Genomic DNA, 12,357 nt, shown 5'->3' with positions numbered 1-12,357 from the left:
GGCGAGTTTACTCCGGCTCGGAAAAACGCGTACGGCGGCGCCCGACTTGCCGGCGCCCCGGCAAAAAGTGGCGCTGGCCCGGCAAACCGGTGCTGGCGCGGGCTGGCGTGGCGAGTGCTTTTTGGCGGGATTGCCGTCGCCCGCTTCCATTACAATGCAGTGCCCGGTGCCCCGGCGCGTGCACAGTTGTGCGCCTCGCGGCAGCCGGGACCATCACTTTCGTAGCGACTCCATGGCGAGCAAAACCAGTCAGTACAGCGAATCTTCCATCCGGGTCCTGAAGGGCCTGGAGCCGGTCAAGCAGCGCCCCGGCATGTACACCCGGACCGACAACCCCCTGCATATCGTGCAGGAGGTGATCGACAACGCCTCGGACGAGGCCCTCGGCGGCCATGGCTCCGAGATCCTGGTGACCCTGCATCGCGACGGCAGCCTCAGCGTGGAGGACGACGGCCGCGGCATCCCGGTGGGTATCCACCCGGAAGAAGGCGTGCCGGTGGTCGAGATCGTTTTTACCCGGCTGCATGCCGGCGGCAAGTTCGACAAGGGCAAGGGCGGCGCCTATGCCTTCTCGGGCGGCCTGCACGGCGTCGGCGTGTCGGTGACCAATGCCTTGTCGACGCAGCTCGACGTGACGGTATGGCGCGATGCCATGTGCTCGACGCTGACGTTCTCCGGCGGCGACGTGACCGTGCCGCTGGCCTCGCGCAAGCTCGAGCGTGGCGAGAAGAAGTGCGGCACCCGCGTGCAGGTGTGGCCGGACGCCAAATATTTCGATTCGGCCGCGATCCCGCTGGCCGAACTACAGCGCCTGCTGCGCAGCAAGGCGGTGCTGCTGCCGGGGGTCAAGGTCACGCTGGTGACCGAGAAGACCGGCGAGCGCCAGACCTGGCAGTACGACCAGGGCCTGAAGGGCTACCTGGTCGAGTCCCTGGCCCAGGGCAGCGGTGCGGAACTGGTGATCCCGATGTTCGAGGGCGAGCACTTCGCCGACCCCGACGCCAATCCCGGCGAGGAAGGCTTTGCCGATGGCGAAGGTGCCTCCTGGGTGGTGGCCTGGACTGAAGACGGCGCGCCGGTGCGCGAGTCCTATGTCAACCTGATCCCCACGCCGGCCGGCGGCACGCATGAATCCGGCCTGCGCGAAGGCCTGTTCCAGGCGGTGAAGAGCTTTATCGAGATGCACGCGCTGCAGCCCAAGGGCGTCAAGCTGATGAGCGAAGACGTGTTCGCGCGCGCCTCGTTCGTGCTCTCGGCCAAGGTGCTGGACCCGCAGTTCCAGGGCCAGATCAAGGAACGCCTGAACAGCCGCGACGCGGTGCGGCTGGTGTCCACCTTCAGCCGCCCGGCGCTGGAACTGTGGCTGAACCACCATGTCGAGTACGGCAAGAAGCTGGCCGAGCTGGTGATCCGCCAGGCGCAGGCACGCACGCGCGCGGCGCAGAAGGTCGAGAAGAAGAAGGGCTCCGGCGTGGCCGTGCTGCCCGGCAAGCTGACCGACTGCGAGTCGACCGACGTGACCCGCAACGAACTGTTCCTGGTCGAGGGCGACTCGGCCGGCGGCTCGGCCAAGATGGGCCGCGACAAGGAATTCCAGGCCATCCTGCCGCTGCGCGGCAAGGTGCTCAATACCTGGGAGACCGAGCGCGACCGCCTCTTTGCCAACAACGAAGTGCACGATATCGCCGTGGCGATCGGCGTGGACCCGCACGGCGCCAGCGACGAGCCCGACCTGTCCAACCTGCGCTACGGCAAGATCTGCATCCTGTCCGACGCGGACGTGGACGGCGCGCATATCCAGGTGCTGCTGCTGACATTGTTCTTCCGCCACTTCCCCAAGCTGATCGAGACCGGCAACGTCTGTGTGGCGCGTCCGCCGCTGTTCCGCGTCGACGCGCCCGCGCGCGGCAAGAAGCCGGCGCAGAAGCTGTACGCGCTGGACGAGGGTGAACTCGTGGCCATCCAGGACAAGCTGCTCAAGGATGGCGTCAAGGACGGCTCGTGGCAGATCTCGCGCTTCAAGGGCCTGGGTGAAATGAGCGCCGAACAGCTCTGGGAAACCACCATGAACCCCGATACGCGCCGCTTGCTGCCCGTATCGCTGGGCGAATACGACCTGCCGCAGACCGTCGAGATGATGAACATGCTGATGGGCAAGGGCGAGGCCGCGCAGCGCCGCAGCTGGCTGGAAGAAAAGGGCAACGAGGTCGAGGCCGATATCTGAGGCCCGATTGGCGCATAATGCCCGCTCCGGTCCGCCGTACTCTGGAACGCACGATGAAGACGACAATCCCCGGCAATGCATGGTGCAAGGCGGCAGCAGCCCTGCTGGCGCTGGCCGGGCTCGCCTTCGTGCCGGCGGCGCATGCCGAGCTGTGGGGCTTTATCGATGCCGACGGCATTGCGCACTTTGCCGACCAGAAGCTCGACGCGCGCTACAAGCTGTTCATGAGGGACGGCGGCAAGCTCGATACCTCGCGCCTGGCCGCGCGGCAGGGGCAGGCAGCCGCCGGTGGCGACATCGACCTGGAACAGCACAAGCTGTACCGCTACGTCGTCAACCATCCCAATATCAAGACGGTCGAGCCGCTGATCCACCAGATCGCCGGCAAGCAGGACGTGGACCCGGCGCTGGTCAAGGCGGTGATGGCGGTGGAGTCGGGCTTCAACCCGGCGGCGGTGTCGCCCAAGGGCGCGATCGGCCTGATGCAGGTGATCCCCGACACCGGCGCGCGCTTTGGCGTGAGCGCCGATGCGCGCCGCACCGTCGAGCAGAAGCTGGCCGATCCGCGCACCAATATCACCGCGGGCGTGCGCTACCTGAGCTGGCTGATGCAGTTGTTCCCGAACAACCTCGAGCTGGTGCTGGCTGCCTATAACGCCGGAGAGGGCGCGGTGCAGCGCTACAACAACCGCATTCCGCCTTACCCGGAGACCCAGCAGTATGTCAGCACCGTGCTGCAGTTCTACCGGCTGTACCAGCCGCAGCAGGGCGCGGTGCTGGCGCGCGCCAGCGCCAGCGGCGACGGCCCGCGCGTGAAGATGGTCATCGGTGGCGGGCGCAGTGCCATGCCCTGACCGGCACTACCGAACAACAAGCAACCCGGCGCGCCGGCAGTTCATCGTGGCGCGCCGAATTCTTGCCTACCCATGGAACAACAAGACATCACGTTTCAACCTGAAGAGCCGGCCGATTCGCTGACGCTGGCGCGCTACGCCGAGCGTGCCTACCTGGATTACGCCGTCAGCGTGGTCAAGGGCCGCGCGCTGCCCGAGGTGGCCGACGGCCAGAAGCCGGTGCAGCGGCGCATCCTGTTCGCGATGCACGAGATGGGCCTGCGCGCCGACGCCAAGCCGGTCAAGTCCGCGCGCGTGGTCGGCGACGTGCTGGGCAAGTTCCACCCGCACGGCGACCAGTCCGCCTATGACGCGCTGGTGCGCCTGGCGCAGGACTTCTCGCTGCGCTACCCGCTGATCGACGGCCAGGGCAACTTCGGCTCGCGCGATGGCGATGGCGCGGCGGCGATGCGCTACACCGAGGCGCGCCTCACGCCGATCTCGCGGCTGCTGCTCGATGAGATCGACGAAGGCACGGTCGACTTCGCCCCCAACTACGACGGCTCGATGCAGGAGCCCAGGCTGCTGCCGGCGCGGCTGCCGTTCGTGCTGCTCAACGGCGCCTCGGGCATCGCGGTGGGCATGGCGACCGAGATCCCGCCGCACAACCTGCGCGAAGTCGCCGCGGCCACGGTGGCGATGATCCGCAACCCGAGCATCACACTGGCCGAGCTGCTGGCGCTGATGCCGGGGCCGGACTACCCGGGCGGCGGCCAGATCATCTCGCCGGCGTCCGACATCGCCCAGATCTACGAAGGCGGGCGCGGCAGCCTGAAGGTGCGCGCGCGCTGGACCATCGAGGAGATGGCGCGCGGCCAGTGGCAGCTGGTGGTGACCGAGCTGCCGCCGAACACGTCGGCGCAGAAGGTGCTGGAAGAGATCGAGGAAATCACCAACCCCAAGATCAAGACCGGCAAGAAGGCGCTGACGCAGGACCAGCAGCAGCTGAAGGCCACCATGCTGGCGGTGCTGGACGCGGTGCGCGATGAATCCGGCAAGGATGCGCCGGTGCGCCTGGTGTTCGAGCCCAAGAGCAAGAACATCGCCCAGCAGGAATTTATCCAGACGCTGCTGGCGCATACCAGCCTGGAGTCGGGCGCGCCGATCAACCTGGTGATGATCGGCACCGACGGGCGTCCGCGCCAGAAGGGCCTGCGCGAGATCCTGTCCGAGTGGATCGCGTTCCGCTTCGACACCGTCACGCGCCGCACGCGCCACCGCCTGGCCAAGGTCGAGGACCGTATCCATATCCTCGAAGGCCGGATGCTGGTGCTGCTCAATATCGACGAGGTGATCCGCATCATCCGCGAGAGCGACGAGCCCAAGCCGGCGCTGATCGAGGCCTTCGGCCTGAGCGACCGCCAGGCCGAGGACATCCTGGAAATCCGGCTGCGCCAGCTGGCCCGCCTCGAGTCGATCAAGATCGAGAAGGAGCTCAAGGAACTGCGCGAGGAGCAGGCCGACCTGGACGTGCTGCTCAAATCCGAGACCATGATGCGCCGTCGCATCATCAAGGAGATCGAGACCGACGCCAAACAGTACAGCCCGGAAGACAAGGACCCGCGCCGCACGCTGATCCAGGAAGAACGCCGCGCCGCCGCCGAGGTGCGCGTGGTCGACGAGCCGGTGACGGTGGTGATGTCGCAGAAGGGCTGGGTGCGCACGCGCCAGGGCCATGGGCACGACGCGCAGCAGTTCACCTTCAAGGCCGGCGATGCACTCTACGGCACCTTCGAATGCCGCACCGTCGACGTGCTGCTGGCCTTCGGCACCAACGGCCGGGTCTATTCCGTGCCGGTCGCCAGCCTGCCTGGCGGGCGTGGGGACGGGGTGCCCATCACCACGCTGATCGAACTGCAGTCCGGCAGCCAGGTCGCGCACACCTTCGCGGGCGCAGCCGAGCAGCGCATGCTGATTGCCACCGCGGGCGGCAATGGCTTCCAGACCAGGGTGGGCGACATGATCAGCCGGCAGAAGGGCGGCAAGTCGTTCCTGACGCTCGATGAAGGCGACAGGGCGCTGGCGCCGGCGCCGCTGGGCGACGAGGCTACCCATGCCGCCTGCCTGTCCGGCAACGGCCGCCTGCTGCTGGTGGCGCTGGATGAAGTGAAGGTGCTGTCCGCCGGCGGACGCGGCGTGATCCTGATGGAGCTGGAGCCCAAGGAGAAGCTGCTGCAGGCCGTGGGCGTCGGCGCGCCGGGGCTGATGCTCTCGGGCGCGGGCCGCGGTGGCAAGCCGACCTCGCAGAAGCTGGCAGGCGTGGCCTTGCAGGCCTACGTGGGCAAGCGCGCGCGCAAGGGCAAGGCGATCGAAGCCAGGCTCAAGGAGCCGCGCATCGATCCGGTGAGGATCGACCCGCCGGCCAGCGGCAACTGATTAGCTGAACCGTCAGCCCAGGCGAATGTTGGCTCCCGTCTCCCATTTATGGGAGAGGGGCGGGGGAGAGGGCTGGCGTCTCCACGAAGTGAGACGCTGTCATGCTTGCCAAAGTCCTGCCCTCTCCCCCTGCCCCTACCCCGCAAGCGGGCGAGGGGAGCAAACAGGCGACTCAATCCACGCCCACGAATCCCCCCGTCTGGTGCGCCCACAGCCGCGCATACAGCCCGCCCTGCGCCAGCAATTGCGCGTGCGTGCCGCTTTCGACGATATGGCCGTTGTCCAGCACCACCAGCCGGTCCATGCGCGCGATCGTCGACAGCCGGTGCGCGATGGCGATCACGGTCTTGCCCTGCATCAGGGTTTCCAGGCTTTCCTGGATTGCCGCTTCCACTTCCGAATCCAGCGCCGAGGTGGCTTCGTCCAGGATCAGGACCGGCGCGTTCTTGAGCAGGACCCGTGCGATGGCAATGCGCTGGCGCTGTCCGCCTGACAGCTTCACGCCGCGCTCGCCGACCTGCGCCTCCAGCCCGGTATTGCCGTAGGCGTCGACCAGGTGCGGGGTGAACTCGTCGGCGCGGGCGCGGTGCAGCGCTTGCGCCAGTTCGGCCTCGGTGCTGGAAGGCTTGCCGTAGAGCAGGTTCTCGCGGATCGAGCGGTGCAGCAGCGAGGTGTCCTGCGTGACCATGCCGATCTGCGCGCGCAGGCTCTCCTGCGTGACCGCGGCGATGTCCTGGCCGTCGATCAGGATGCGGCCGCTTTCCACGTCGTAGAGGCGCAGCAGCAGGTTGACCAGCGTCGACTTGCCGGCGCCGGAGGGGCCCACCAGTCCGATCTTCTCGCCGGGCCGCACGGTCAGGTTCACGCCTTCGATGACGCCGGAACCCTTGCCGTAGTGGAAGCCCACTAGCTCGAAGCGGACTTCGCCCTGCGTGACGCGCAGCGGTTGCGCGCCGGGGCGGTCGGTCACCTTGCGCGGCACGGCAATGGTCTTCATGCCGTCCTGCACCTGACCGACGTTCTCGAAGATGCCGTTGACCACCCACATGATCCAGCCGGACATATTGTTGATGCGGATCACCAGCCCGGTGGTGAGCGCAATCGCGCCGGTGGTGACATGGCCCTCGCTCCACAGCCACAGCGCCAGCCCGGTGGTGCCGGCGATCAGCGCGCCGTTCATGGCGGTGATGGTGATGTCCATGCCGCTGACCATGCGCCCGGCCATGCGCGTCTTTTCGGTCTGCTCGGCCATGGCGTCGCGCGCATAGTCTTCCTCGTGCCGGGTATGGGCGAACAGCTTGAGCGTGGTGATATTGGTGTAGCCGTCGACGATGCGCCCCATCAAGCGCGAGCGCGATTCCGTGGCCACCACCGAGCGCTGCTTCACGCGCGGCACGAAATGGAGCAGGGCCGCCACGTAGCAGACGATCCAAAGCAGCAGCGGGATCATCAGCCGCCAGTCGGCCTGCGCGAACAGCACCAGCGAGCTGACCGCGTAGATCACCACGTGCCAGAGCGCATCCACCGCCTGCACGGCGGAATCGCGCAGCGAGAAGCCGGTTTGCATGATGCGCTGCGCGATGCGCCCGGCAAAGTCGTTCTGGAAGAACGACAGGCTCTGCTTGAGCACGTAGCGGTGATTCTGCCAGCGGATCAGGTTGGCCAGGCTGGGGTTGATGACCTGGTGCACCAGCACATCGTGCAAGCCGAAGAAGATGGGACGCAGCAGCACCGCCACCGCCACCATCCACAGCAGTTCATTGCGGTGCCGGCTGAAGAATTCCGCGCCGGGCGTGGTCTGCGCCATGTCGACCAGCCGGCCGAGGAAGCTGAACAGCGCCACCTCGATCAGCGCGCCGACCAGGCCCACCAGCAACAACAGCACGAACACGCCCCAGACTTCGCGCAGGTACCAGGCATAAAAGCGCCAGACCTGGCCGGGCGGCTCGTGGTCGGGCATGCCCCGGAAGGGGTCGATCAGTCTTTCCAGGCGACGCAACATGGCAGGTTCCCGTTGTGCCCGGCGCGCCCTGGCGTCTTCGTGGGAAGCCGGGCGGGCGTGCGGCGGATCAGACACAACATGATACGCGCCTTGCGCCATGGAAAAGCCCCGCCAGGGGCGGGGCTTCGGCTGCAATGACATGCGGCCGTGGCCGCATGGGTCAGTGGATCACCATATGCGTGAATGGCGGCACATAGGCCTGCAGCGTGACGAAAATGCCGACCAGGATCGCCAGTGCGATCGAGTGGAAGAACACATAGCGCAGGATGTCGCCCTCGTGGCCGTACCACTTGGTTGCGGTGGAGGCCACCACGATCGACTGCGCATCGATCATCTTGCCCATCACCCCGCCCGAGCTGTTGGCCGCCGACATCAGCACCGGCGACAGGCCAAGCTGCTCCGCCGTGGTCTTCTGCAGGCCGCCGAACAGCACGTTCGAGGCGGTGTCCGACCCGGTCAGTGCCACGCCCAGCCAGCCCAGCATGGTGCCGAACAGGGGGTAGAGCACGCCGGTCTGCGCAAAGGCCAGGCCCAGCGTCGCATCCAGGCCCGAATAGCGCGTCAGGTAGCCGATGCCGAACATGGCGCTGATGGTCAGCAGCGAGAACTTGGTCAGCTTGATGGTTTCCCAGTATTCCTTGAGCATGCGCGGGATCGAGTAGCCCATCAGCACGCCGCCCACCACCGCGGACACCAGGATGCCGGTGCCGGCCATCGACAGCACATTGAACAGGAACACCGCCGGTTCGGCGATTTCCTTGGGCGTGACCGGCGGGTGCTTGATGATCGCCTTGTCCAGGCCCGGCACCGGGAATTTGAACTGCCACAGGGCGTCCATCATCTTCTTGAACTCGGGGATGCCCCACACGAAGACGAACACGGTCAGGATGACCCATGGCATCCACGCCTTCGCCACTGAGATGCCGGCCGAGGCGGCGGTGGCGCGGGCGTCAGCTTCGAGCGCCTCGGGGTGGTCGACCTTGGATTCGTCGTGGCGGCCCAGGATCTTGGTCGAAGTCCAGATCTCCTTCGGATGCCAGACCTTCAGGAACAGGGTCAGGCAGCCCATCGAGACCAGCGACGAGATCACGTCCACCAGCCAGGGGCCATGGAAGTTCGACACCAGGAACTGCGGGACGGCGAACGTCACGCCGGCCACCAGGATCGCCGGCCAGATCGCGAGCATGCCGCGCAAGCCCGCGAAGGCCCAGATCAGCCAGAACGGCACCAGCACCGAGAAGAACGGGAGCTGACGGCCGATCATGGCGGACAGCGTGACCTGGTCGATGCCGGTTACCGACGACAGCCCGATGATCGGGGCGCCCAGCGCGCCGAATGCCACCGGCGCGGTGTTGGCGATCAGCGCCAGGCCCGAGGCCGCCAGCGGCGAGAAGCCCAGGCCGATCAGGATGGCGCCGGTCACGGCCACCGGGGTGCCGAAGCCGGCCGCGCCTTCAAAGAAGGCGCCGAAGCTGAAGGCCACCAGCAGCAGCTGCAGGCGGCGGTCTTCGGTGACGCCGGAAATCGAGGTCTGCAAGACCTTGAAGGATCCGTTCAGCGTGGTGAGCCGGTGCAGGAAGATGATGTTGAGAACGATCCAGCCGATCGGGAACAGGCCGGAGACAATGCCCAGTCCGGCCGCTTTGCCGGCCATGGCCGACGGCATGCCGAACACCGCGGAAGCCACCACGATGCCCACCGCCAGCGCCAGGCCGGCGGCAAGATGGGCCTGCATGTGAAAGAACGCCAGTGCGACCAGCAGCACGGCGACGGGTATCCCCGCAGCAATTGTGGACAGCGCCATATTGCTTAGCGGGTCATAGACTTGACTCCACACGATGGAAATCCTCCTCTGGTTTGGCTCGGGCGCCCGGGCAATCTGCGTGCCCTGGACATCCCGCAGGCGCTTTGCACCGGCGCGCGGCTGCCGCCGCGCATCGGCAAAGAACAGGGATTGTAAGAACGGGTTCCCTCGTGGCTGCCGTACATCGCGTCATGCCTGCCATGAGCCACATTCAGGGATCAGGGTTTGCCCCCGGGGGGCATGACAGCGCATGTGCGGCCTTTCCGCCACACTGTCCAGAGTACTCTAAACGGCGCCTGTTGCAAAAGGATGCGCACCCGTTGCGATGCAGCATGAGCGGCCGATACAGCCACAGGGTGCCGGCTGGCGCGAGCGTCGTCGCCAAGCCATACTGGCAGGCAGCGCGCGGGCACGCCGCCCGCGCCGACCATTTCGAGGCGAGGTTTCCCCATGACCGAATTCCTTCCCCCGTGGCCGTTGCTGACCGCGTTCGTGCTGGCCAGCCTGGCGCTGGCGATCACGCCTGGTCCGGCGGTGGTCTATATCGTCACGCGCACGCTGGCGCAGGGCCGGCAGGCCGGGCTGGCCTCGATCGGCGCGGTGGCGCTGGGCAACCTGGGCAATGCGATTGGCGCCTCGCTGGGGCTGGCGGTGCTGTTCTCGGTGTCGGCGCTGGCGTTCACGGTGGTCAAGTACGCGGGGGCGGCCTACCTGATCTGGCTGGGCATCCGCGCGTTGCGCGGTGGCCAGGCGGCGTCCGGCGGCGACACGCCGGAAGCGGCGCCGCGCAGCCTGCGCCAGGTGGTGCGCGACGGCTTCGTGGTGGCGCTGCTCAACCCCAAGACCACGATCTTCTTCGCGGCCTTCCTGCCGCAGTTCATGAACCCGGCGGGCTCGGCGCTGACGCAGAGCCTGGCGCTGGGCGTGGCCTTCGTGCTGATCGCCGCGACCACGGACGCCTGCTACGTGATGGCCGCCGCCGCGGTGATGCCGGCGCTGCGCCGCGCCGGCCGGGCGCGCGCGTTCGGCCGCTACCTGACGGGCGCGGCGTTTATCGGGCTGGGGGTATTTACCGCGACGTCGGGCTCGCGCGCGCCGAAGTAGGGCAGGGCACCGGCCTTTGCCGCGGGAAGAAAAAACTGCCGCGGCTCAGCGCAGCGGCAGTTCCAGGATGCCGCCCGCGGCGGGGCGGGCGCGCATTGCGCTCAGCCAGCGCCCCAGGTCGGGGCGCGGCTGGTGACTGACCGGCAGCCCCATCCAGCGGTGCGCGGCGCAGGCCAGCGAGATGTCGGCCATGGTGAAGCGGTCGCCGCCGATGAACTCGCGTCCGGCCAGGGCCTTGTCGAGCAGCGCGGCCAGCGGCTCGGTGCGTTCGCACGACGCCTGGATGGCGGCGTCGTCGCGCTCCGCCTTGGGCTTGCGCACCAGGTTCAGGAACGCCGTCACCATGGCCGGGCTGAAGGCGGTAGTCTGCCAGTCCATCCAGCGGTCGGCCGAAGCGCGCGCCTTGACGTCCTCGGGCCACAGCGTGCCTTCGCCATAGCGCGCGCACAGGTAGCGCACGATCGCATTGGACTCCCACAGCACGAACGGCTCGCCGCCGACATCGGTGCCGCGGAAGTCCTCGATCACGGGGATCTGGCGGTTCGGGTTCAGGCGCACATAGGCCTCGGTGTCGAGGTCGCCCTTGGTCACGCCGATATCGATGCGCTCATGGTCCAGGTGCAGCTCGCGCGCGCACCAGACCACCTTCTGCACGTTGATGGAGGAGAGTCGGCCCCAGATACGCAACATGGCAGCTCCAGTGGTGAGGCGTGCCCGGGCTTCAGGCTGCGCGCGGCTGCCTGGCGGCGGCCGCGGCAATGGCTTCGCGGAACAGCTCGCCGAGGATCGCCACGCCCTGTTCGATGCGCTCGGCCGACACCGTGACAAAGGCCAGGCGCAGCGCGTTGCGCTTCGGGTTGCTGGCATAGAAGGGCGCGCCCGGCACATAGGCCACGTTGCGCTTCACCGCTTCTTCCAGGATCACCATGCTGTCCAGGCCCTCGGGCAGCTCCATCCAGATGAACATGCCGCCTTCGGGCGCGTTCCAGCTCACGCCTTCGGGCATATGGCGCTTGAGCGCGTCCAGCATGTACTGGCACTGCTTGCTGTAGAGCTCGCGGATGGTCGGGATATGCGTGTCGAGCAGGCCGTCGCGGATGGTTTCGTAGGCCACGCGCTGGGTGAAGGTCGGCGTATGCAGGTCCGATGCCTGCTTGGCCTGGCACAGCTTGAAATGCAGTTCGGGCGGGGCGATCACGTAGCCCAGGCGCAGGCCGGGGGCCAGGATCTTCGAGAACGAGCCCATGTAGATCACGCCGTCGGGGTTCATCGACAGCAGGCTGGGCAGCTGGTCGCCGGTATAGCTGAGCGCGCCGTACGGGTCGTCTTCGACCAGCAGCACGCCCTGTTCCCTGGCGCGGGCCACCAGTGCCTGGCGGCGTTCCAGCGGCAGGCGGCGCCCGGTCGGGTTCTGGAAGTTGGGCAGGGCGTACAGGAAGCGCGCACCGGCGGTCAGCTCGGGCGTCAGCGCTTCGGGCAACAGGCCCTTGTCGTCGCTGGGGATCGAGACGAATTCAGGTTCGAACAGCGAGAACGCCTGCAGCGCGCCGAGGTAGCTGGGCGTTTCCACCAGCACCTTGCTGCCCGGGTCGATCATCACCTTGGCGATCAGGTCCAGTGCCTGCTGCGAGCCGGTGGTAATCAGCACGCGCTCGACCGGCGCGCCATGGCGCTTGGCGATGAACTCGCGCAGCGGCAGGTAGCCTTCGGTCGCGGCATATTGCAGCGCCGCCTGCGGGTTATCGGCGAATACGCGGGCCGTCGCTGCCTCCATGGCCGCTACCGGGAACGAAGCCGGCGACGGCAGGCCGCCGGCGAACGAAATGACTTCCGGACGCTCGGTGACCTTCAGGATTTCGCGGATGGCCGAGCTGGTCAGTTGCTGCGCCCGGCGGGAGATGGCCCATTTCATGATGTGTCTCTTGTGGTCTGGGGGTATGTCGATATGGCGGCG

General features: G+C 67.3%; 8 protein-coding genes. 4 read left to right on the top strand and 4 right to left on the bottom strand.

The genetic code is table 11. From position 1 onward, the window contains the following. The first annotated feature begins 232 nt into the window (after positions 1-232). From ACREYQ_RS11425 to parC, 3 genes are all read left to right on the top strand, one after another. Complete coding sequence (locus tag ACREYQ_RS11425; protein WP_432257715.1) at positions 233-2,224, top strand: DNA topoisomerase IV subunit B; 1,992 nt, start codon at positions 233-235, stop codon at positions 2,222-2,224. A gap of 53 nt (positions 2,225-2,277) precedes the next feature. Then, on the top strand, positions 2,278-3,078 hold the full coding sequence (locus ACREYQ_RS11420; RefSeq protein ID WP_432257714.1) for a lytic transglycosylase domain-containing protein: 801 nt from the start codon (positions 2,278-2,280) through the stop codon (positions 3,076-3,078). A 72-nt stretch (positions 3,079-3,150) separates the two neighbouring features. Next, positions 3,151-5,493, top strand: a complete 2,343-nt coding sequence (gene parC, locus ACREYQ_RS11415) for a DNA topoisomerase IV subunit A (protein ID WP_432257713.1) — start codon at positions 3,151-3,153, stop codon at positions 5,491-5,493. 172 nt (positions 5,494-5,665) lie between these two features. On the opposite strand, the gene ACREYQ_RS11410 is transcribed toward parC, so the two are convergent. Together ACREYQ_RS11410 and ACREYQ_RS11405 are read right to left on the bottom strand one after the other, a co-directional pair. Continuing rightward, complete coding sequence (locus ACREYQ_RS11410; protein WP_432257712.1) at positions 5,666-7,495, bottom strand: ABC transporter ATP-binding protein; 1,830 nt, start codon at positions 7,493-7,495, stop codon at positions 5,666-5,668. 160 nt (positions 7,496-7,655) lie between these two features. After that, positions 7,656-9,332, bottom strand: a complete 1,677-nt coding sequence (locus ACREYQ_RS11405) for an L-lactate permease (RefSeq protein WP_432257711.1) — start codon at positions 9,330-9,332, stop codon at positions 7,656-7,658. 417 nt (positions 9,333-9,749) lie between these two features. Here ACREYQ_RS11405 and ACREYQ_RS11400 point away from each other — a divergent pair, with 417 nt between their 5' ends. After that, entirely contained in the window at positions 9,750-10,403 is a 654-nt protein-coding gene (locus tag ACREYQ_RS11400) for a LysE family translocator (RefSeq protein WP_432257710.1), read from the top strand. A 45-nt stretch (positions 10,404-10,448) separates the two neighbouring features. Here the strand turns inward: ACREYQ_RS11400 and ACREYQ_RS11395 are convergent, their stop codons facing one another. Both ACREYQ_RS11395 and ACREYQ_RS11390 read right to left on the bottom strand, forming a co-directional pair. Beyond that, positions 10,449-11,093, bottom strand: a complete 645-nt coding sequence (locus ACREYQ_RS11395) for a glutathione S-transferase family protein (RefSeq protein WP_432257709.1) — start codon at positions 11,091-11,093, stop codon at positions 10,449-10,451. A 31-nt stretch (positions 11,094-11,124) separates the two neighbouring features. Next, positions 11,125-12,315: a PLP-dependent aminotransferase family protein gene (locus tag ACREYQ_RS11390; protein WP_432257708.1), complete on the bottom strand. Its 1,191-nt coding sequence runs from the start codon at positions 12,313-12,315 to the stop codon at positions 11,125-11,127. Positions 12,316-12,357: the final 42 nt, after the last annotated feature.

This window comes from Cupriavidus sp. TMH.W2, assembly GCF_050847365.1.
GTDB lineage: Bacteria > Pseudomonadota > Gammaproteobacteria > Burkholderiales > Burkholderiaceae > Cupriavidus.
This window is presented reverse-complemented; position numbering and strand designations above follow the sequence as displayed.

Coding starts and splice junctions, on each gene's coding strand:
- ACREYQ_RS11425 (WP_432257715.1), top strand. CDS start 233: ATGGCGAGCAAAACCAGTCAGTACAGCGAATCTTCCATCCGGGTCCTG.
- ACREYQ_RS11420 (WP_432257714.1), top strand. CDS start 2,278: ATGAAGACGACAATCCCCGGCAATGCATGGTGCAAGGCGGCAGCAGCC.
- parC (WP_432257713.1), top strand. CDS start 3,151: ATGGAACAACAAGACATCACGTTTCAACCTGAAGAGCCGGCCGATTCG.
- ACREYQ_RS11410 (WP_432257712.1), bottom strand. CDS start 7,495: ATGTTGCGTCGCCTGGAAAGACTGATCGACCCCTTCCGGGGCATGCCC.
- ACREYQ_RS11400 (WP_432257710.1), top strand. CDS start 9,750: ATGACCGAATTCCTTCCCCCGTGGCCGTTGCTGACCGCGTTCGTGCTG.
- ACREYQ_RS11395 (WP_432257709.1), bottom strand. CDS start 11,093: ATGTTGCGTATCTGGGGCCGACTCTCCTCCATCAACGTGCAGAAGGTG.
- ACREYQ_RS11390 (WP_432257708.1), bottom strand. CDS start 12,315: ATGAAATGGGCCATCTCCCGCCGGGCGCAGCAACTGACCAGCTCGGCC.